The sequence below is a fragment of the Barnesiella intestinihominis YIT 11860 genome, assembly GCF_000296465.1.
Classification (GTDB): Bacteria; Bacteroidota; Bacteroidia; order Bacteroidales; family Barnesiellaceae; genus Barnesiella; species Barnesiella intestinihominis.
On record NZ_JH815204.1, the window covers coordinates 1 to 21,567 of the forward strand.

Below are 21,567 nucleotides of genomic sequence, written 5' to 3' on the forward strand. Positions count from 1 at the left end.
TAAGCCCCGCCACGCCGATGGTACTGCGCAAGTGGGAGAGTAGGTAGCCGCCAACTTATAGGAGAGAGAGCCGGAGAGGGAGAACCCCTTCGGCTTTCTCTCTTTTTGTATATAGGACTCACAACGAGGCAAGGCAGGAGAGACACATGAACGCCCCTAAAGTCACATCGTTTCCATGATTATCCCTCTCCCCTGTACCGGAATGCCGAACAGGAGAGAAGTGCTAAGCCCCTCGGTAACGAGTGCAGAAATTTTTCGTTACTCTTGTACCAAAGCCTTTTTGAAAATAGCTTCGACTTCATTGGGATAGATACCGCCCTCGTGCACCTTTTCGTCTGCGATGTAAAACGTTGGAACGTAATAGTAATCATATTGGTCTGCAATATCGGGGTGTTCGGTTTCTTCAATGGTTTCGATGACAATGTCTTTATATACGGGACGTTTTTTCAATTCGTCGATGTAATTGAATGCCCGTTTACAAAATGGGCAACGAGCTTGATAGAATAATTTGATGGGCTTCATTTTCGTAGATTGTTTTTTTTATATACAAATATACTTTCTATTTTGGAGTGTAGTATTTTTACTTGTATTATTTTTGTATGAAATGCAAAGTATGAAGATATATGAAACGTTTTTATCAAATGGGTTTAATTGTTGCGGTGATTTCAGTATTATCGTTCGTATCGTGCGGCGTGCACAGTAAAAATTCGTATTTGAAAGAGTTCAAATCGTTTGTGGATAAGGTGGAGAATACCGATTTCGAAACCGAGGCGGATTGGAATGAGGCATTGAAAGAGTACGAGCGGTTTACCACAACGTATTATGAAGAGTATAAAGATAAACTGACCGAAGAAGATTTAGTGGAGATTGGACGCTTGCAGGGACGTTTTATGAAAGCTTCGATGACAAGAGGTGCTAAATTTATCGAAAAAAATTTCAATGATGCCATGCAACAGGCATCCGGATTACTCGATGGTCTATTCGAAGTGAATGAAGACGAAGAATAAATTTTAACGTCTTGTTTTTTAGCCCCGGAGTGATTCTTCGGGGCTTTTTTATTAAAAAATGGTTCGAATAAAGAATTATGGAGATGGATCTCGCTTTCTTGTGACGTTTCTTTATGTTTGGATATAAGGTGCGGTTCAACAGAAAAAATAAGCAAAACTCTTTTTTTTGCACTTACCTTTCACTACTTTTGTAAAGTATGTGAAAATGAAGTGTGACTTGGCGGAATAAAATTCTGTGTTTGTCTTTCGTTATTTTTGCAGAGGAGAGGGGCAGTCCTTTCCAATACATATTAAATTAAAAAGAAGCGTTATGCTTGTCTTGTAGTTTGAAAACGTAGGAAATTTTCGAAACGAGATACAAGGTTAGGCATGGTGGTTCTCACGCATCACGGGCGTGGGCTGCTATCTCATATCTGTATCTCGGGTTTCCTACGACCTTCAAACTGTGGTGTGAGTGTTCAGTTCCACGCTTCGTTGTTATATTAAACCTTCTTATGGGGACGGTAAAAAGAATCTTTTCGCTATGAAACCGATAGGGGAACTCATTAAAGAGCGATTGAAAGCCGAGGAGCGCAGTGTCGCTTGGTTTGCCCGCAAACTCTCTTGCAGCCGGGTCAATGTGTACAAGATATTCTGCAAAGAGTATATCGATACCGAGTTGCTCACCCGTATTTCTCGAATCTTGAATTATGATTTTTTTCAATATTTCTCGGAACACTTGAAAGAGAAGTAAGCCGTCTGTTTGACTTTTTGATGGGATAAATGTTTTACATAGAGGGCTGTGAAGGGGTTTCCAATCGGTGTTCAATTTCTACTTATTTGCGACAGTAGTGTCAATTTATAGATGATATGAGATTGTTCTTAATTTCTCTTTTTGGGATTTTATTTGCATAATAAAATAATAAAGAGGAAATGAGAAAATTCAAACTACTATTGATAAGTGTTTTGTTTCCGTGTATGTGTATGGGTGAAGGTGCTTATCATGAGGATAATGAGTTTATTATAAGGGCTGGATTCACAGGCTCTCATTTGCGTTATAAGGATAATATAGGGGGGACTGTAAATGTATCGTATATTCCATTTGAAATAAATTCTTGTGGGATTGGGTGGAATGCCAATTTTACAAAGACTAAGGATTATTATAGTATCAGTCCGTTGGGTGCGACAGCAACATTATTAACATTCTTGGGGTATACAGTGTCGTCAGAGATGGATAGTTGGATTCGGACTGTATTGTTTTGTATGGCCGCAGAAAGTATGGGATTGTATATTCCCATTGGGAAAAATTTTGAGTTACAGCCCTATTGGAGTTTATTAAGATTATCCAAATGGCAGAAAGAAAAAATACTTATTACCGGAGCTTTTGGTTTAGCCGCTACGGTTTATATAAAAAAGTTTTCTATAACTGCTTATGGAGAGTATTCCTATGGATATGGAAATTCCGATTGGTGGGGCGAAACACTTAGTAATGTTTTTACAGATGCAGAGGACACTTATTACAATAGGTATGAAAAGCCCTGTACCCCTTTCAAAGGTTGGATCTATGGGGTTACATTAGGATTTAGTTTTAATCTTTAATATTGTGATCCAGAGTTCTAAATAAATAGATAAGGACAAGCCGAAAACCTTATAGAGTAGGCATTAATATAAATTATTTATTATGAGAAAGTTGTTTTTATTAGGAATGCTGGTTGTTGTACCTTTTGTATTTGCAGTGCAATATTCTGGAACCGACGTGGAAGAAATGCAAAAAGAACGGTGTGGAGGCTATTCCAATCCTCCTTGTAAATGTTGTGATGGTAAGGGGCGTACTGAGTGTACAATGTGTGACGGTACTGGGTGGCGTATATGCTCTTTTTGTGGTGGTGAAGGAACTATTGATCGAGGAAATGGGAAAGAAACATGTGCTAATTGCAATGGAAAAGGGCAATTTAAGTGTGGATATTGCAAAAAAGGAGAACGTATATGTACCTGTTGTAATGGAACTGGTAAACAGAGACATGTAGGACGATGAGTTGTTATTCGGTTGTGCCTTTATTGTTTCGTTTTTTTAGTCTATTTGTGAGAGTTCAGCTCTAAGAATAAGCTAATTAACGAGATGACAGATGTGAAAAAGACTGTGTTGAACCGCATTATGAGATTAGAAATTTTATAGAGTAGGAGTAAATATGATTTTGATTATGAGGAAGATATATTTGAAATTGATTGTTTTATTCTATGTTTTATGTTGTAACACATCAATTCTGTTTGCCCAAAAGGATATAGAACAAGAGAAGATAGGCTGTTATTGTAATACAGTGGAAGTAGAAAAATCTTGTCATCGATGTGGAGGTAAATTAAAAAGTGCAGTGATAAAAGGAAAGAAGAAGTGTCCTAATTGTAAAGGCTCCGGAACTGTTAAAAGCTACGATAATGGAAGATCGGTGAGGGTGAAGTGTACGGTAGAGCATAATGGGTATGATGCCAGTGTTGGTGGTTATTTTATTTATGAGTATAAATCTGGATTGAAATGCGAAAATTGTGGCGAAGAATATAGCCGATAATAAAACAGACGGAATTGTAAAAAAAACAATTCCGTCTGTTTTATTATTGTATAAGTATTCAATACTTATTATACGAAATCACCTCGTCGGCAGATTTTCGTTTTTTCTCCCGAAGCGGTTGGGTGGAGTATCCCACTACGATGTCGAGAATGACTCGTTTCTTATCGGGAATATGCAGTAGTTTACGCACGGCTTTCTCGTCGAACCAACCGAGTATGCAACTGCCCAATCCTTCGGCAGTGGCGGCGAGGGTGATGTGTGCGGCAGCTATACCGATGTCGAGCAGCGGAAATTGTTTGTCCTTGATGAGCCCGCCTATGCCCGATGTGAAATTGGGTCGCTCCTCCACGACAAGGATATGCACGGGAGCCTGTTTGGTGAAGTGGTTCATGCCCAATATGCGGCTGGCCACGGCATCGGCCACTTGGTTTCGCAACTCGGGTTCGTCCACTACGATGAAGTGCCACGGTTGCGCATTGCAGGCCGAGGGTGCTATACGGGCGGCTTCGAGAATACGCCGTATTTTTTCGGGTTCGACCGGACGTTCGGGATCGTACTGGCGGTCGCTTTGCCGGTGGTTGATAATTTCGTAGATATCCATTTTGTTCTAATCTTTTTCGAAGTGCATGATACGGCTGATGTATTTGCCGATAATGTCGAATTCGAGGTTCACTATACTGCCTTCCTTGATTTGGTGGAAATTGGTATGCTCGTAGGTGTAGGGAATGATCGCCACTTGGAAACTGTTGTCTTGCGAGTTGCATACGGTGAGGCTTACCCCGTTCACGGTAACCGATCCTTTCTCTACGGTCATATAGCCTTTGGCAGCCATTTCGGGATTGAGGTCGTAGGTGAAGGTATAGTATCGGCTTCCGTCGACAAGATCGATTTTTGTGCAGCGGGCTGTCTGGTCCACATGGCCTTGCACGATGTGTCCGTCGAGGCGGCCGTTCATGAGCATGCTACGTTCGAGATTCACTTTGTCTCCGACAGAGAGAGTCCCTAAGTTGCTGCGTTCGAGGGTTTCTTGTATGGCAGTGACCGTATAGTGATCTCCTTCGATGTTTACGACCGTGAGGCACACGCCGTTGTGAGCGACGCTTTGGTCGATTTTCAATTCGTGAGCGAACGAACTTTTGAGCGTAAGGTGCAAATTCCCGTTATCCCGTTTCAAGGCAACGATGGGAGCGGCTTCTTCGACAATTCCTGAAAACATAATTTAATGAATTAGGGGTTATAAATAGACAAAGTCAAAAATACGAAAATTGTTCGGATTGTTATGCCGTTTATTCCCGAAAATAGTTATTTTTGAGAAAGGATTTCCTTTCATGTTAAAAAGTGCTACTATGGAAATATTGCTCCCGAAAAGAAACGATAGCGCACAAACCGAAAAACTGTTGTCGCGGACGGTAACGGTCGTTGGCGCGAATGGAGCCGGAAAAAGCCGGTTCGGAGTGGAAATAGCTCGACGGATACAAGACCATGCTTTTTGGCTTTCGGCTCAAAAGGCATTGTGCATTATGCCGCCTCACGAAGTTTGGCCGGGGTCTATCGAAGCCATGTATCAGGAGTTTATGGAGTATTCTTACTATGTATCGAAGGATACCCCTACCGAATTCGACCAGTTGCTTTTCTTGCTGTTGAGCGAGGAGTGCCGCAATCTGTTCGAGTATAAATTCAAAACGCCAAAGGGGGGGCATATCGACTTCCCCGAGACTCGTTTGGATAGAGTTCAAAAGCTGTGGGAACGGGTTTTCCCGAGAAATAAAATGTTGCGGGCCGAGGGGCGTTTGTTGATTCAAAGCGAGAATTCGGAGCCTTTCAATCCTTTGCGACTGAGTTCGGGGGAGAAGGCGGTGCTCTATTATATAGCAGGTGTGCTGTTTGCTATGCCCAATGCTGTGATTTTGGTGGAAGATCCTGAATTCTATCTGCACCATTCCATTATGAAATCGCTGTGGGATTCGATTGAGAACTTGCGCAAGGATTGTACTTTTGTTTATCTGACGCACGATTTGGATTTCGCGGCTTCGCGTGTCGAGAGTACTTGTATTTGGGTCCGTTCGTTCGATGCCGACCGCATGAGTTGGGACTATGAGTTTATCCGTAACGACGACTCTTTTCCCGAAGGCATGTATTTGGATATATTGGGCAGCCGCAAACCGGTATTGTTTATCGAGGGAGCAGCTACCGGAAGTATCGATGTGAAACTCTATCCCTATATTTTCCCTGAATACACCGTGAAGCCGTTGGGTGGTTGTAATAAGGTAATAGAAGCGACAAGGGCTTTTGCCGATTTGAAGGAGATACACCATCTCGAATCTAGGGGAATTGTCGACAGGGATCGGCGGACGGAGCGAGAAGTCGAGTATTTGCGCAGTCGTCATGTGTATGTGCCCGAAGTAGCGGAAGTGGAGAATCTGTTAATGCTCGAAGGGGTGATTCGCTCGGTTGCCCGACGTATGAAACGAAACGAGAACAAAGTATTCGAAATAGTAAAAAACAATGTCATTCAGTTGTTCGCACAAGAGATAGAGTCGCAGGCATTGTTACATACCCGTCACCGCATACGGCGTGATTTGGAATATAAAATCGACCGGAGGTTCAACGATATCGGTTCGTTCGAGGACCATATCGACCATTTGACGGACGATACCGATGTACGCGGACTTTATAATATGATTTGCAGTCAATTCCGTACATTTGTCAAGAACAGAGATTACCGGTCGATATTGAAGGTTTACAATCAGAAGTCGATGTTGACGAACAGTAATGTCTGTAACCTGTGCGGATTGGCGAATAAAGATAAATATTTGAGGGTGATACTTTCCATATTGCGGGAAGATAGACCGGAAGCCGAGGGCATACGCTCTACGATACGGGCCTGTTTCGGATTGGATAAAGAAGAGTCTCATGGTTAAGGATTGGATTTCGGCGGCTCGTCCGCGCACGCTGCCGGCATCGGCCAGCCCGGTGATCGCCGCTTCGGCTTATGCCTTTTATGCCGGTACATTTCGTTGGGTTCCCGCCGTGTTGTGTTTGTTGTTCGCTTTATTGGCACAAGTCGCCTCTAATATGGCGAACGACTACTTCGATTATGTGAAGGGGAGCGATAAAGCCGGTAGGGTAGGACCTCGTCGAGCCGTCGCTTCGGGCGATATAACTCCGCGAGCCATGCTTATGGGTACATTCTGCGTTTTAGGAGTGGCTTGTGCGGTAGGATTGGGACTTGTTTTTTTTGCCGGTTGGCAGTTGATACCGATAGGTGTGATTATAGCGGTGTTTGCATTGGCCTATACGGCAGGTCCTTATCCGTTGGCCTATCACGGATTGGGCGATGTAACCGTGTTTTTGTTTTTCGGTCTGGTTGCTGTGAACATGACCTATTATGTACAGGCTTTACAGTTCGATGCAGATGTGTTTCTGCTGTCGATCGCTATGGGATTGTTGTCTATAAATATTCTGTTGGTGAATAATTATCGGGACATGGAAGAAGACGCTGCGGCGAATAAACGAACGACGGTGGTGCTGTTCGGGAGGCGTTTTGCTTTGTGGTGGTATTTTGTGAACGGGGTGATCGCCGTTTTGTTGCTTTTACCTTGTTTGGCAGATTTCGGAATCGTGTATATATTTTTACCAGCCATTGTATATCTGTTTCTTCATATAAAGACAGGGTTGGCGATTAAGCAGCGGGTGGGTGAGGCATTGAATCCCCTGCTGGGAGCGACGGCTCGGAATCTACTCGTTTTTACGATTTTGGTTTCTGTGGTGTGGATATGTAAAGGATTAGGATTATGAGCAGGACGATTTTATTCATTGCCGCATTTTGGTTGGCTGTGCCATTGTGGGGGCAGTCGGGTATTATGCCGCGCCGAAGTTCTTCTATAAAAATTCCGAGTCAGGAAACAATGGAGAAAATAACCGAAGCCGACCCCGAGTTGGTAAGTCGGGAACCGGTATCGACATTATCCGATACGATATCTCGGGCGTTGCTGTTTTCTCCGGTAGCTGTCGATATGTTAGGGTTCGATAAACGTATGAGCGATACGAAAGAAAGTTTCCTTTTGCGAAACAATACACCTTATCGGTTGTCTCGGGTAGTCTTGAAAATGATTTATCGTACCCCAGACGGTCAAATGATCGATTATCGTACTCGCATGGTGGATTGTGATCTTTTGCCTCGTTCGACTCGCAAGTGTGAAATCGAGAGTTTCGACCGTTCGAAAAATTATTATCATGTCGATTCTCCCCCGTCTCGTGTGTCTGGACGTCCGTTCAAAGTGAGTTTCCTGCTATTGAGATATGATATTGTGATAGAGCCGTAACTCTTTTTTATAACTTCTCGTCAACTTTAACGCCTTACGGTTGACCCAAAAGGGGTATCTCCTTGTTTTAAGAGTGATTGTCGGAATAACCCGGCAACGTTAATTTATAAACTTATTTAGGAGGTATAATTATGACACCTGCAAAGCATCAACAAAACTGGCTCCCCGGAATTTTTAACGATTTCTTCGGAAATGAATGGATCGCTAAAACTAGCAGTGCGGCTCCGGCCATTAATATTGTAGAAACGGAAAAGGAATATGAGGTCCAAATTGCAGCACCGGGTATTACCAAAGACGACTTCGATATAACGGTCGACAAAGAAAATCATTTGGTCGTTACGGTAGAGCACAAACAAGAGGAAAGCGAAAAGGATAAAAAAGGACGTTATTTGCGCCGAGAATTTTCGTATTCGCAATTTCAACAGACTTTGATTTTACCGGATAATGTCAATACGGATGCCATTGAAGCACATCAGAACAACGGTGTATTGACAGTGATGATTCCGAAAAAGCAAACTCCTATGATGGCAGAAAAAAAGAAAATTATGGTAAAATAAACTTTTTCTGCATGGATAGCATACATAAAAGAGAGGGCTGCAATTTGCGGCCCTCTCTTTTATGTATTATCGCCACGTGAAATTCTTTTTTCTCGTTACAGAACCTATTACCTTGAAATAAAGGTTTATACATGGTTGTATGAAGGAAAAGAACGGTAAGGAGAAAAAAAGTCTCGGTTTGCGGAGTATTTTTGCAGCCCGTCGATAGACGATGACTTTGATCGAGAATAAAGACAAGGCCAGTATCGAGGCCAAAACAGCGGTTGTCCAATTATGTATGATGCCCTCTACCCATAGACAAACGAACAGAATATCGAAAGCATAATCAAAGAACTTAGCTATGCCGAATATCGATTTGGCTGTGGTATGAAGGTATTTGGAAGTAAAGTCGTATTGTAGCTTCAATTCTTTCCATGCTTCGTAGTTATCCTGATAAGTCGCGGTCATTTGTCCCGCTTCGGATATTTCTACACGGGTGTTGGTTCGGTTGGCTATCTCGTTGATGAACAGGTCGTCGTCTCCGTAGTGCAGATGTAGAAATTTGGAAAACCCTTTATTTTTGAAGAATAATTCTTTACGGTATGCCATGTTGGAACTTACTCCCATATAAGGCCGATTGATGAGGGCGAAAGACAAATATCGGATAGAAAATAACAGTTGGTCATAAGAGCAATACCAGAAAGAGAATTTTTCTTTTTCCTTTCGTTCAATGGCCGTATAGCCTAAAACAATGTCGATTCCGGGAACGAAGTTTCGGGCGATAGTGGCCAACCATTCGTTGTTTCTTGGATCGCAATTGGCGTTTGTGAATACGACTATATCGTATCGAGCGGCTTTTATACCGAGGGTCAGAGCCAGTTTTTTATGGCTTAGGTTGCGCGATCCTTCCGGTACGTAGGTGTGGTATAGATTTTTATATTGCGTCTCCAAAACGGAGAGTATGTCTTTGGAATCGTCGGTTGAATCGTCATTGACTACGATGACTTCGAATTCGGGGTATGCCTGATTTAGAATTTTGGGCATGTATTTAACGAGGTTTTCGGCATCGTTTTGGGCATAAACGATTACCGATACCGCAGGATATTGGTGGGTATATTCTATTTTTCCGTTTTTTTCTTTTTGATAAAAGTGAAAGGGGCGATTGAAAAGATAAAATTGATAGATTATTTCGATAATCCAAATCAGAATCAGTATCCCCAAGCAATATATTTCTGGGGTAGAAAAATCCCAAGAAAAGTTTAAATCCATAACGTGTGATAAAATGAATTACAAACGTACATAAACTTTTTCAAACAGACCGTTTGAAATGATTTTAATATTCTTTTTTATCGAAGACCGATAGAAAATAGTATATTAAGAAGCTGTATGTAAGAACTTTTCGTGAATGGTGAAAAATTGTAAGAAAAAAATTGTAATAAAGGTTCAAAAAGATGTTGAGATATGTATAATAAAAGGGCTTGGTACAACGTTATAAAATAGAATTATACCGGGCTAATCCGGACGGAAAAGAATAATGTAATGAAAATAAATGTGTTAAGTGCTATTGTCTTATTGCTTGTGGTTTCTTCCTGTTCAACCAGTAAGACTGCTTATTTTGAAAATTTGGATATCGAAGAGATGAGCGGAAAGATGGATGTAGGCAATTATGAATTGCGAATAGCTCCCGACGATATGCTATCGATAACGGTTTCGTCGGTTGTTCCCGATGCAGCCGCTCCTTATAATTTACCGGCTGTTTCCTATTCTGAGCCGGGGAAGCAAGAGCTGACGATTGTGCCTAATTTACAAGTCTATACGGTAGATAAAAATGGCTATATCTATTTCCCGATAGTAGGGCGTATTCGAGCCGAAGGAATGACCCGCAATGAACTGTCGAAGTTTATAGAGGATAAAATTCGTCCTGAGCTGAAAGATCCTTTTGTATTGGTACAATTCATGAATTTTAAAGTCGTTGTACTGGGCGAAGTGAAAACCCCGGGGCAGATATCGGTACAAACAGAGCGTATGTCGATACTCGATGCCATAGGTGCGGCAGGAGATTTGACTATCTATGGTGAACGGAAAAATGTATTGTTGATGCGGGAAGAAAATGGTAAGCGGATTTTTCATCGTTTCGATTTGACCGATCAATCTCTATTTGAATCGCCCTATTTTTATTTAAGACAGAACGATGTCGTTTACGTTATGCCGAATAAAGCACAGCGAAATAATTCGAATTACAATCAATTGGCACAATATCGCATATCTGTGGTGGGTACTGTTGTGAGTGCCATCTCGGTGTTGGCATCGTTGGCGATAGCGTTGTTCATTAAGTAATGAAAAGATTTTGTTTATGGAAGAAAAATATACCTCGGAAAGAAAAAATGATAATATCGATATAGTCGCTTTATGGCGTGCCGCATGTAGAAAATGGTATCTCTTCGCAGGGTCGGTTGTCGTTTGTGTAGCGTTGGTAGTTTGTTATTTGAAGATTGCCAAGCCTGTATATGAAGTTTCTGCCGATATTCTTGTCAATGAAGATGAGAAAAAAGGCGGTGGAGGCTTGTCTTCGCTGATGGGAGGAATCTCTGGTGGTGGATTTTCGTTAGACGGTATGATAGGTGGTGGCTCGGTGAATGACGAGATACTGGTTATTTCGTCGCATTCTTTAATTCGCGAAATGGTTCAAAGACTCGATTTGAATATATCATATACGAGCAAAAAAAACTTTTTCAAAAAGAAAGAGTATTATCGTAATTCACCCTTTACCGTAGATATTCCCGAATCGATGGTGGATACATTATCGAGTGGATTTGTAGTTAAAGTTCAAACGGGCGGTTCTGATGATAAAATCAAAGTCTTGTTGAAGAAAGGATTCTTTACGACTTTGGCCGAAATGGAAGCGACATCGTTCCCGATAAAGGTAGATTATGGAGAGGGGATTGTTATCGATAAGACCGAATTTTATAAGCCGGGTAAGAAGTTGAAGTTTGTCGCTCATGTTAACGGGTATGACGGCGAAGCTGAAATATTGGAGAAAAGGCTGGATATCGATTTGTCGGATAAAAAAGCCAATGGCATTTCATTAAAAATAAGGGAATCGAATAAGCAAAGAGGAAAAGATATACTCAATACGTTGATAGAATGTTATAACGAGGATGCTGTGCTGAATAAAAACTTGAAGGCGCAAAACATGCTTTCGTTTATCGACGAGCGTTTGATAACGGTAGAAGAAGAACTCCATGAAGCCGAGAGGATTGTAGAACGGTATAAAAGAGAAAACGATTTGTCCGATATAGATGCCGAAGCCAAAATCATTCTTGAAGCAAACAGTCAATACCGCAAATTACTGTTGGAAGCCGAAACACAATATTCGATTATTTCGATGGTAGATAGTTTCCTGAATAAGCCGGAAAACAAATATTCTTTGGTTCCTGTTACGACCGGTTTGCCCGATCGGGGCGCGGCCGAGGCGATTAATGAATATAATAAATTGCTATTGGAGAGAATGCGTTTGCTTCGTACAGCAAAGGATTCGAACTTGGCTTTACGTACACTTACCGCTCAAATAGATGTCATGCGTGAGAATATATTGAATACGGTGTCGAAAGCGAAAGAAAGTTCGGATATAGCTCGTACCGATTTGAAGAAACAAGAGGCGGATTTTCGGTCTAGGTTGCGGGGATTCCCTGAGCAAGAGAGAGAGTATATGGATATAAAAAGGAATCAGCTTATTAAGAATGAATTATATACTTTCTTGATGAAGAGGCGGGAGGAGAACGCTATGACATTGGCGGCGACTTCGCCTAAATGTAGGATTGTCAATCCGGCTTATAGTAAAAATAAACCGGTTGCACCGCAATCTTTGATTCTTTTATTGATCGCTTGTGGAATCGGATTGGTACTGCCTGTTGTCTACTTGTATGGAAAGACTGTTTTCTCTGTTAAGTTCAATAACAAAAATGATTTGCGCAGATTGACAGATTTGCCTATTGCTGGTGAAATTTGTCATAGTTCTACTTCGGGCTATGTCGTTTTGAGAGAAAACAGTGTTTCTCCTGCCGCTGAAATGTTCCGTTTATTACGGTCTAATTTACAATTTATGTTGCCGGGTGGAGGAAAGAGTATTCTGTTGGTAACCTCGTCAGAACCGGGAGAAGGAAAATCGTTCGTCAGTCTTAATCTGGCTTACTCGATAGCTTTAATGAGGAAGCGTACGGTTTTGATCGATTTGGATTTGCGGAATCCGAAAATTGCTGATTATTTGGGGCTTTCGGTGACTACTGGGTTGACGAATTATTTGGTTTCGAATAAAGAAGGTGGAGAGAACGATTTGATTCATCATGTGGCACAAGAAGGCTTTCTTGATGTCATAACGGCCGGCCCCGTTCCACCGAATCCTTCCGAGCTTTTATTGTCCGAAAAATTGGATAGTTTAATGGCTCGTCTTCGAGAAAAATATGATTATGTAATTGTCGATACAGCTCCTGTGGAGAGAGTTTCTGATACGTTCTCGTTGACTCGTTTTGTCGATGCCACGTTATATGTTTGTCGGGCTGATTATACGCATAAAAATAGTGTATTCAATGTCGAGGATTTTGTAGCAGAGGGTTCTTTGAAAAATGTAATGTTCGTCTTGAACGATACGGAAATAAAAAAGACTTATGGGTATTCGGTGAAACATACAAGGGGATAAGCGATGATTTCCTTGAATAAAATATTCTATGGGCTGTTTATTCTGATGCTTGTGGCGGGGATTTATACCTATCAATTGATGTGGTTTAAAAGTTCCGACGAGTTGATTACATTGCTTTTAGCTCTTTTATGTGTACTGGATATATTAAGTAATAAGAACCATCGCCGTTATAAAGGTCTTTTTTGGATCGTAGGGATAATGACGTTTTACCTGTTGTATTCGTTCGTTGGCGTTCATTATAATACCCCTAAGGCGATATTCTATGATTTTTTTATTCAAATCAAGCCCTTCATCGCTTTTTATGTAGCTTATGCCATGGGGGTAAGGTTTACGGGAGCTCAAAAACTTTTTTTGAAAAAACTATGCGTTGTTCTCAGTGTGGCGATGTTGGGAATAATACTTGTAGGCTTAGGAGAGGCTTTCTTCTTTCATGTAGCGTACTATGGCCTTATCAGTACGGTTTTATTTTTGATATATTATTATTGCTCTTGCCAGGATATGAGCCGTAAGGACAAGATTATCATGCTGTTTATCTTGTCTGTGGGTTTTTTTAGTACACGCTCCAAATTTTATGGATTTTATGTGGCCGCTCTGTATCTCTTTTTGTGGTACAAACCGGGACAATTGTCGAAAGTAAAGTTAAAGCAGTGGGTAATGATGGCTTTGGTTTTCTGTGGCGTCTTATATGTAGCTTGGGATAAAATCAATTATTATTTTATTTCTTCCGGTTTGTTTTCCGGGGAGGAGAATATGGACGAATCCTTTGCTCGGGCTGCACTATATATCAGGGCTCCTCAGGCTTTGATGGACCATTTCTTTCTGGGTTCTGGATTGGCATCGTATGCCACCTATTCTTCGGGAATAATAGGCTATTCGCTTTTGTATAAAGAATACAATTTAGATGAGGTTTGGGGACTGTTGGAAGGCGATTGTCCGTTTGTATCCGATACCTATTTCCCGGAGTTGGTACAATTTGGAATGGTAGGGATTGTATTGTTCTTTTATTTTTGGATATGGGTATATAAGAAACTGAAAATTATTACAGGTTCTCCTTATGCGGTGCACCTCCATAAAATAGGCTTGATGATCATTTTGTTTATTTTCATTGAGTCGGTTGCGGGTAGTGCTTTCTTGCAAGGTTCCGGTATTATTGTAATGATTCTGTTGGGCTTTGTCGTAAGAGATATTTCTGTGATAAGAGAGAAAGAAACAAGGGTATCAAAAGAAGCGATGGTGAAGAAATGAATAGAAGTACGAAATTTATAAACGATATTTTTATTTATGCCATAGGAAACCTCGGGTCCAAATTGATCACATTTCTTTTGGTTCCTCTATATACATATTATATATCCCCCGATGATTTTGGATATTATGATATTGTCCTGACTCTTACGTTTTTGGCAATGGGGTTTATAACGTTTCAATTGCGAGACGGTACTTTTCGTTTTTTGCTCGATAATGAAGACGAATATACTCGTAAAGGAGTCGTTTCGTTTTCCTATAAATTGATGGCCCAATCCTCTTTGGTGGTATTGTTGGTGGGGATTGTTTTTTCTTTCTTTTACGATATACGGGATTGGGGTTGGATTGTCGCATTTGTAATCACGCTTTCGTTGTATGAGGTAGAAGTCCAAATCGTAAGAGGCTTGGGACAAAATAAATCTTTTGTCTTGGCCGGTATATTGACCGCCTTTCAGATAGGATTGTACAGTTTGATTTTTGTTGCTTGGCTACGAATGGGAATTGCGGGCATATTTTGTTCCAATATATTGTCCCGTTTGGTGACAATGGTTATTATAGAATTTCGGGCACGAGTATTTAAACGCTATTTTATCGTTAGTTTTAGAGATAAGTCTCTGAATAGAGCTCTGTTGAAATATTCTTTGCCTTTGTTGCCGAATGCTGTTTGCTGGTGGCTTTTGGGAAGTTCCAGTCGATTGTTTATAGAACATTTCTTAGGTTTGGAGGCCAATGGTATATTTGCGGTAGCCATGAAGTTTTCTACTATATTAGAGACATTTTCGGTGATCGTATATCAAGCATGGCAAGAGACTGCTATTAAACAGTACGGGGCGGCAGACCGGTCGAAGTTCTTTTCCAGAATATTCAATACATATATTCTCATATTGTCCGTTTTAGCGCTGATTTTTGTTTTCGTGCTGAAAATCAACTATTCATGGCTGGTGGATTCTCGTTATTTAGAGAGCTTGCAATATTTATATCCGATGTTTATCTCGGTAATTTGTTTTGCATTGGCATCGTTTTACGATTTGGGCTATCAATGTTCGAAGCAGACCGTGAGAAATCTGCCGGGAGTGATTACTACAACGGGATTGAATTTAATCATGAATTATGTCTTCATTCGTTTTATGGGTATTTGGGGAATTGTCCTTTCGTCCATTCTTTCTTATCTGTTTATGCTTGGTTTCCGGATAATCGATACGTGGAAATTTTTTCCGGTGAAGGTATCGATGGAAATCATTTATCCGATTTTGTTCTTGATAGGAGGGGCGATAGTATTTTATAGGGTAGATTCGATTATATTGCAAATCATTTATATTACAGTGGTTGTGATTCTTAGCTATTGTATTCAACCGAGATCGATTCGGCAGGAATTACAAATGAAGATAAAAGCCCTGTTTAATTGAATAAAATTTTGGTATAAATAAACGAGGCCGTTGCAGCTCTTATTTATACGAAGACTTACAGCATGTTGCGAAAATAGATTACACTTGGCAGGGACAAATTTATTTGTTTCTGCTTTCGTTTGTGCTATCTTTGCGGTAATAAATAGACTTTACGTATGAAAATCATAGTTATCAATCCCATTCTTTTTACTCATGAAAAAGGAGTTATACCACATGTAACTACTATAAAAGAGACGATGATCTATGATTTGTGTTTGGCTTATCATCGAGCCGGGCATGCTGTCTCATTGATAGCGGCAGCCGATTATGCACCTGAGAGAAAGGAGACGTATGATTTTGAAGTCGTCTTTTTGAAGTCGATTGGACGAAAAATATTTCAACCGAGTGTACTTCCTTTTTTACCGGGAGTATGGAGGTATTTACAGCAAAGAAAAGGTGATGTCGATATGGTTTTAGCAAGTGAGACTTTTTCTATACCGTCGTTGTTCGCTTCGCTCATTGTCCCTCGTAAAACTGTAATTTGGCAGGAATTAGGAGCTCACAATCGCAAGATGAAAACTTGGCCTTCTCGCATTTGGTATAATATAATAGCTCGTTGTTTTATGCGTAAGGCTTGGATTATACCTCGGTCGTATGTCTCGCAGAGGTTCATTCGGCGATATATGCCTCGTGTCGGCGACCCCATAGGACATGGGGTAGTAGTGACATTGGAGAAAGAGATGTCGAATAAAAAGAGCCAGTTCTTGACTGTCGGACGTTTATTTTGGGAAAAGAATGTCATATCTGTTATTCGTAAGTTCGATGCTTTTCTTTCAAAATATCCTCGATACAGAGATTACATATTGTATATAGCCGGCGATGGCGTGTTGAGAGAAGAGTATGACCGACAAATAAAAGAAATGGGGCGAGAGCGGCAAATCGTCCTATTGGGGAAACTGCCTCATAAAGAATTGTTTCGGTATTATCGGGATTCGAAGGCTTCTTTGTTCGATTCTCTGCGAGAGTTGAATATGCTGGCGATTATGGAATCTGTGGCGATGACAACGCCGGTAGTTACGAATCGTGTGCCGTTTGATAGTGAGATAGTAGAGAAGCGAAAGTTAGGAATCTCTAAAAATGACTGGAACGAGGACGATATAGCTCGAATGATAGAGCGAAATGACGAGTATGTGGAAAATTGCAGGGAATATGCTTCTTTAATTACTGTCGATGCGGTCGCTCGACGAATTATAGATTCGTTTGAGAAGGCTTCGAAATATAATAGCTGATGGGAAAGATTCGGGATATAACGTTCGATATAGCAAAGGGAATAGGGATTGTATTGGTCGTTATTGGGCATTATATCCCAGATACCGCTCCTTCGTGGTATATCGGATTTGTAAGTTTTGTCTATCATTTCCACATGCCTCTTTTTTTCATGATCGCTGGTTTTTTTTATGAGCGTTCTATAAAAAAGATAGGTTATTGGCGGTTTGTACGCTCGAAGTTCGAGCGATTGATGTTTCCCTATTTTATTCTTTCTTGGGCGATTATAGGGATTAAAATACTGGTCGACGGGTTTATGCAAGTCGATCACCCGGTTTCGATAAGCGCTTTATATCGAGTGTTCTATTTGCCGGAAGCCGGGTATTTTTTATGGTTCGTTTATGTTTTGTTTTTAATATTTTGTATTGCCCCGGTTTTCAAGGCAGGGAATCGCTTGGTACTATTGTCTCTTCTTTCGCTGGGGCTCGCTTTTTGGGATACGGCTCCCGAATATTTTTGTATTGAACAGTTTTGTTTGAATTCGATTTTCTTTGTATCAGGAATGTGGGTGGCCCGAAAATCATGGATAGAGCAAGCGATATACCGGTATTCTATTCTTTGGATTGTAATTACGATCGGCTTCTCGATCATATATGAATTTATTTCCGATAAATTTTGGATCGAAACTTTGGCCGTCCTCCTCGGTATCACCGGTAGTTTTATGATTCTGGGCATATCCAAGTCATTATCTCGTTTAACTGTCTCATTTGTAGAATGGTTGAAGTATATAGGAACTATGTCCATGACTATATATTTGTTTCATACTCTATTTATGGGTGTGGTAAAGTCAATTTTAACACATATATTGTCGGGCGGAAATATAATAGAATTTGTGTTCGTTACGTTATTTATAGTAGGAACGGGAATAGTCTGTCCCATTTTATTGTATAAATGGGTATGGATAAAAAATAAATTTACGTCCCGAATATTTAAATAACCTGAACACGACCCATGAAGCGAATGCCGCGTATCCTTTTGGTAAATAAATTTTACTATCCGAGAGGAGGAGATTGTATTTGTATGATCAATCTCGAAGCCTTGTTACGTCGTCTCGGATATGAAGTGGCCGTGTATTCTATGGTTTATTCTCAGAATTTGCCCAGTGAAATGTCGGGCTATTTTGCATCGGAAATTTCATTTTCCGATGGACTTAAAAATAAAACAAGAGCGGCTTGCCGTATCTTTGGATTAGGAGATATAAAAAAATCGTTTAAGAAGATATTGAATGATTTTCGTCCTGACATAGTCCATTTTCACAATATTCACTCTTATCTTTCTCCGGTTGTCGTAAAATTGGCGAAAGATTATGGCTGTCGTACTGTTTGGACGCTGCACGATTATAAATTGTTATGTCCGTCGTATAACTGCCTTTGTCAAGGGAAAATTTGTGAAGCCTGCTTTACCGATCGTTTTCAAGTATTTCGTCGGAAATGTATGAAAGGAAGCCGGATAGCCAGCGCATTGGCTTATGGAGAAGCCTTATGGTGGAATCGGAAAAAACTGCAACGCTGGGTCGATACTTTTGTTTGCCCTAGTTCTTTTATGGCACAGAAGATGAGAGCCTGCGGTTATGATTACACGAAATTATCCGTAATTTGTAATTTTATAGAACAGGATAAATTGGATTTTTTTCATTCGACAGAGATAAATGAAGGGGAAAAGTCGGGCTACTATTGCTATGTAGGTCGTTTGTCCGAGGAAAAAGGTGTACGCATGTTGCTCGAAGTGGCAGTGTCTTTGCCATTCCCTCTGTATATTGCGGGAGATGGGCCGTTGCTGAATGAGTTACAGGCAAAATATAGTTCGGGAAATGTCATTTTTTTAGGACACCTTTCGTCTAGGGAGATAGTACGATTGGTGAAACATGCGCAGACGATGGTAGTTCCTTCCATTTGGTATGAAAATAATCCATTAAGTGTGATAGAATCTTTGTGTATGGGAACGCCAGTTATCGGAGCCGAAGTCGGTGGGATACCGGAACTGATACGTGAGGGCGATGGTATGTTGTTCCGCATGGGAGATAAGGAAGAATTAGCCTCGGCTATTGTTTCTGTGATGTCTAAGGACAACGTGGATACACAAGGTATTGCACGACGAGCCCAAAAGCGATTCTCGGAGGAACGATATTGGGCGGAATTGAGGAATGTGTATGACTTGTGAAAACAAGATGTTCGATATATAAAATTTTTGATAGACCGGTGAAAAAGGTTTATCTTTGCACGATATTTGTAAGAAATGAAAGTTTTTGCGCCTACCGATATAAGCATTATTACCACTTATCGCTGTCCCATGCAGTGTAAGATGTGTAATATCTGGAAAAATCCGACAGATCCGCGGCTGGAAATTCAACCGGAAGAATTGGAGATTTTGCCGCATGTGAAATTTATCAATATAACAGGGGGAGAACCTTTTATTCGTGAAGATTTAGATAAGATTGTGGAGGTCGCTTTTCGAAAAGCCCCCAGAGTTGTTATTTCCACGTCGGGGTGGTTCGAGGAGCGAGTATTGGAGTTGGCGAGAAAATTCCCCAAAATAGGAATACGTATCAGTATCGAGGGCTTATCTCAAAAGAATGATGAATTACGGGGAAGAGCCGGAGGTTTTGATAAAGGGTTGAGGACTCTCTTGTCACTTAGGGAAATGGGGGTGAAGGATATTGGGTTCGGTATAACGGTGTCGAATAATAATTCCGAAGATATGCTTTCCCTATATCGTCTTTCCAAAGCCTTGAATATGGAGTTCGCTACCGCTGCGTTTCATAATTCGTATTATTTTCACAAAGATGACAATGTGATTACCAATCGCGATACCGTTTGTGGTAACTTTGCCGAGCTGATCAATATGCAAATGAGGGAAAAACACCCCAAATCATGGGCACGGGCATTTTTTAATATGGGATTGATAAACTATATCGAAGGAAATCGCCGTATGTTGCCGTGTGAAGCAGGTTTGATGAATTGTTTCATAGATCCTTATGGCGAAGTTTATCCTTGTAATGGGTTGGAAGCTAAGTATTGGAAAGAGAGTATGGGAAACATTCGACAGGCGAACTCTTTTTCGGATATTTGGAACAGCGAACAAGCCCAACATGTGCGTAGTTTAGTACGCAAATGTCCGAAGAATTGTTGGATGGTCGGCACGGTCTCTCCGGTTATGAAGAAATTTGCTTATGCCCGTCACCCCATGGGGTGGATTATCAAAAATAAATTACGTTCTCTTTTAGGGAAACCTGTTTGTCTGGATAAGAAATGGTACGACGTGGGGCAAGATCCCATGCAGGGAAATTTAGGACGTGAGTAAACGGGGAAGGGGAGTGTTGCGATGAAGATAGTTGTAGTCGGTACTCGTGGTATCCCCGATATTCAGGGAGGTGTGGAAACACACTGTGAGGAATTATATCCCCGATTAGCTGCTATGGGACATGATGTGACGGTTGTTCGTCGTTCGTGTTACGTCACTCCCCAAAATAAGATTAAGGAGTATAAAGGCGTTCATTTAAAAGATATTTATGCTCCCCGCAGAAAAAGTATAGAAGCCATTGTTCACACTTTTTTAGCGATTATTTATGCTCGTTGGGTCGGTGCTGACGTTTTACATATCCATGCTATCGGCCCGGCTCTGTTAACCCCGTTGGCCCGGTTGTTGGGATTACGAGTGGTGATGACCCATCACGGTCCCGATTATGATAGGCAGAAGTGGAATAAGACAGCTAAGTCTGTGCTCAGATGGGGCGAACGAATGGGGACGAATTATGCCAACGAAGTGATTGTAATTTCTACTGTGATAGATAATATTTTACGTGAAAAGTATGATCGCACGGACGCGCACTTGATTTATAATGGCGTGAATAAGCCTGTGCCGGCAAAAGACGACAGTTATATTCGGTCGTTGGGGTTGACACCTCGACGATATGTTTTGGCCGTAGGACGTTTTGTGGAGGAGAAAGGATTCGATTTACTCATAAAAGCATTTGCTCGTATTTCCGGTTCGAACTGCAAATTGGTCATAGCTGGTGATGCCGACCATGAAGATCATTATTCTGTCTCTTTAAAACGGCTGGCAGAAGAACACCATGTCGTTCTCACAGGCTTCGTAAGGGGTGCTAAATTGAATGAACTCTTTTCCCATGCGCGTTTGTTTGTCCTTCCTTCTTTTCATGAAGGATTGCCCATTGTGCTGCTCGAAGCGTTGAGTTATCGGTTGCCGGTATTGGTCAGCGACATTCCGGCAAATAGGCTTGCCTGCCTTGATGCCTCCGATTTTTTCGTCACGGGGAACATCGGCTCGTTGGAAGAGAAATTATCTTGTAAATTAGAGGGAGAAATGGAAGAACGTCATTATGATTTATCTCCTTATAATTGGGACTATATTGCGTCTCAGGTAGATTCTGTATATCGGTTAGCTAAGAAACCCCGATAATAAAAAATATTCCTTCGATAAAAATTTCCGCTATTTTCGAACTATCTTTTGTCGGTTTTGTTTTTGGAGTATAACAATGGTGTTATTA

The 21,567-nt window shown here is 41.0% G+C and carries 22 protein-coding genes; 18 read left to right on the plus strand and 4 right to left on the minus strand.

What is annotated here, in order from left to right:
- Positions 1–258: 258 nt before the first annotated feature.
- Positions 259–522, minus strand: coding sequence for a glutaredoxin family protein (locus tag HMPREF9448_RS04750; protein ID WP_008861460.1), 264 nt, complete (start codon positions 520–522; stop codon positions 259–261).
- Positions 523–623: 101 nt separating this feature from the next.
- Here HMPREF9448_RS04750 and HMPREF9448_RS04755 point away from each other — a divergent pair, with 101 nt between their 5' ends.
- The 5 genes from HMPREF9448_RS04755 (at position 624) to HMPREF9448_RS04775 (ending at position 3,550) form a co-directional block, all read left to right on the plus strand.
- Entirely contained in the window at positions 624–1,007 is a 384-nt protein-coding gene (locus tag HMPREF9448_RS04755) for a DUF6565 domain-containing protein (protein WP_008861461.1), read from the plus strand.
- A gap of 523 nt (positions 1,008–1,530) precedes the next feature.
- Positions 1,531–1,740, plus strand: coding sequence for a hypothetical protein (locus tag HMPREF9448_RS04760; RefSeq protein ID WP_008861462.1), 210 nt, complete (start codon positions 1,531–1,533; stop codon positions 1,738–1,740).
- Between the two features lie 179 nt (positions 1,741–1,919).
- A complete protein-coding gene (locus HMPREF9448_RS04765) occupies positions 1,920–2,585 on the plus strand; it encodes a hypothetical protein (protein ID WP_008861463.1) in 666 nt (221 codons plus the stop codon).
- Between the two features lie 215 nt (positions 2,586–2,800).
- Positions 2,801–3,013: a hypothetical protein gene (locus HMPREF9448_RS04770; RefSeq protein WP_147401594.1), complete on the plus strand. Its 213-nt coding sequence runs from the start codon at positions 2,801–2,803 to the stop codon at positions 3,011–3,013.
- A 174-nt stretch (positions 3,014–3,187) separates the two neighbouring features.
- Positions 3,188–3,550 (plus strand): hypothetical protein, encoded by a 363-nt coding sequence (locus HMPREF9448_RS04775; protein ID WP_008861465.1) that lies wholly within the window; start codon positions 3,188–3,190, stop codon positions 3,548–3,550.
- Between the two features lie 58 nt (positions 3,551–3,608).
- Here the strand turns inward: HMPREF9448_RS04775 and HMPREF9448_RS04780 are convergent, their stop codons facing one another.
- Both HMPREF9448_RS04780 and HMPREF9448_RS04785 read right to left on the minus strand, forming a co-directional pair.
- Positions 3,609–4,151, minus strand: a complete 543-nt coding sequence (locus tag HMPREF9448_RS04780; protein ID WP_008861466.1) for a nitroreductase family protein — start codon at positions 4,149–4,151, stop codon at positions 3,609–3,611.
- 6 nt (positions 4,152–4,157) lie between these two features.
- The gene (locus HMPREF9448_RS04785) at positions 4,158–4,766 is read right to left on the minus strand and encodes a riboflavin synthase (RefSeq protein ID WP_008861467.1); all 609 of its coding nucleotides are present in this window, start codon (positions 4,764–4,766) and stop codon (positions 4,158–4,160) included.
- Positions 4,767–4,896: 130 nt separating this feature from the next.
- On the opposite strand from HMPREF9448_RS04785, the gene HMPREF9448_RS04790 reads away from it, so the two are divergent.
- The 4 genes from HMPREF9448_RS04790 (at position 4,897) to HMPREF9448_RS04805 (ending at position 8,432) form a co-directional block, all read left to right on the plus strand.
- A complete protein-coding gene (locus HMPREF9448_RS04790) occupies positions 4,897–6,471 on the plus strand; it encodes a DUF4435 domain-containing protein (RefSeq protein WP_008861468.1) in 1,575 nt (524 codons plus the stop codon).
- Positions 6,464–7,348 carry a 1,4-dihydroxy-2-naphthoate polyprenyltransferase gene (locus HMPREF9448_RS04795; RefSeq protein WP_008861469.1) on the plus strand — a complete coding sequence of 295 codons (885 nt, stop codon included), beginning with the start codon at positions 6,464–6,466 and terminating at the stop codon, positions 7,346–7,348. The genes HMPREF9448_RS04790 and HMPREF9448_RS04795 overlap by 8 nt, the downstream gene beginning before the upstream one ends.
- On the plus strand, positions 7,345–7,875 hold the full coding sequence (locus HMPREF9448_RS04800) for a hypothetical protein (RefSeq protein WP_008861470.1): 531 nt from the start codon (positions 7,345–7,347) through the stop codon (positions 7,873–7,875). Before HMPREF9448_RS04795 ends, HMPREF9448_RS04800 begins: the two co-directional genes overlap by 4 nt.
- A gap of 131 nt (positions 7,876–8,006) precedes the next feature.
- Positions 8,007–8,432 carry an Hsp20/alpha crystallin family protein gene (locus tag HMPREF9448_RS04805; RefSeq protein ID WP_008861471.1) on the plus strand — a complete coding sequence of 142 codons (426 nt, stop codon included), beginning with the start codon at positions 8,007–8,009 and terminating at the stop codon, positions 8,430–8,432.
- A 66-nt stretch (positions 8,433–8,498) separates the two neighbouring features.
- Here HMPREF9448_RS04805 and HMPREF9448_RS04810 read toward each other — a convergent pair whose 3' ends face one another.
- Entirely contained in the window at positions 8,499–9,680 is a 1,182-nt protein-coding gene (locus HMPREF9448_RS04810) for a glycosyltransferase (protein ID WP_008861472.1), read from the minus strand.
- A gap of 270 nt (positions 9,681–9,950) precedes the next feature.
- Here HMPREF9448_RS04810 and HMPREF9448_RS04815 point away from each other — a divergent pair, with 270 nt between their 5' ends.
- From HMPREF9448_RS04815 to HMPREF9448_RS04855, 9 genes are all read left to right on the plus strand, one after another.
- Positions 9,951–10,748, plus strand: a complete 798-nt coding sequence (locus tag HMPREF9448_RS04815) for a polysaccharide biosynthesis/export family protein (RefSeq protein WP_008861473.1) — start codon at positions 9,951–9,953, stop codon at positions 10,746–10,748.
- 16 nt (positions 10,749–10,764) lie between these two features.
- Positions 10,765–13,107, plus strand: a complete 2,343-nt coding sequence (locus HMPREF9448_RS04820; RefSeq protein ID WP_008861474.1) for a polysaccharide biosynthesis tyrosine autokinase — start codon at positions 10,765–10,767, stop codon at positions 13,105–13,107.
- 3 nt (positions 13,108–13,110) lie between these two features.
- Entirely contained in the window at positions 13,111–14,352 is a 1,242-nt protein-coding gene (locus HMPREF9448_RS04825) for a hypothetical protein (RefSeq protein WP_008861475.1), read from the plus strand.
- Positions 14,349–15,755: a lipopolysaccharide biosynthesis protein gene (locus tag HMPREF9448_RS04830; protein ID WP_008861476.1), complete on the plus strand. Its 1,407-nt coding sequence runs from the start codon at positions 14,349–14,351 to the stop codon at positions 15,753–15,755. Before HMPREF9448_RS04825 ends, HMPREF9448_RS04830 begins: the two co-directional genes overlap by 4 nt.
- Positions 15,756–15,910: 155 nt before the next feature.
- Entirely contained in the window at positions 15,911–17,023 is a 1,113-nt protein-coding gene (locus tag HMPREF9448_RS04835) for a glycosyltransferase family 4 protein (protein WP_008861477.1), read from the plus strand.
- Positions 17,023–17,997, plus strand: a complete 975-nt coding sequence (locus tag HMPREF9448_RS14140; protein ID WP_008861478.1) for an acyltransferase family protein — start codon at positions 17,023–17,025, stop codon at positions 17,995–17,997. The genes HMPREF9448_RS04835 and HMPREF9448_RS14140 overlap by 1 nt, the downstream gene beginning before the upstream one ends.
- A 14-nt stretch (positions 17,998–18,011) precedes the next feature.
- Positions 18,012–19,220: a glycosyltransferase gene (locus HMPREF9448_RS04845; RefSeq protein ID WP_008861479.1), complete on the plus strand. Its 1,209-nt coding sequence runs from the start codon at positions 18,012–18,014 to the stop codon at positions 19,218–19,220.
- A 75-nt stretch (positions 19,221–19,295) separates the two neighbouring features.
- Complete coding sequence (locus HMPREF9448_RS04850) at positions 19,296–20,360, plus strand: radical SAM protein (protein ID WP_008861480.1); 1,065 nt, start codon at positions 19,296–19,298, stop codon at positions 20,358–20,360.
- A gap of 21 nt (positions 20,361–20,381) precedes the next feature.
- Complete coding sequence (locus HMPREF9448_RS04855) at positions 20,382–21,479, plus strand: glycosyltransferase family 4 protein (protein WP_008861481.1); 1,098 nt, start codon at positions 20,382–20,384, stop codon at positions 21,477–21,479.
- Positions 21,480–21,567 lie beyond the last annotated feature (88 nt).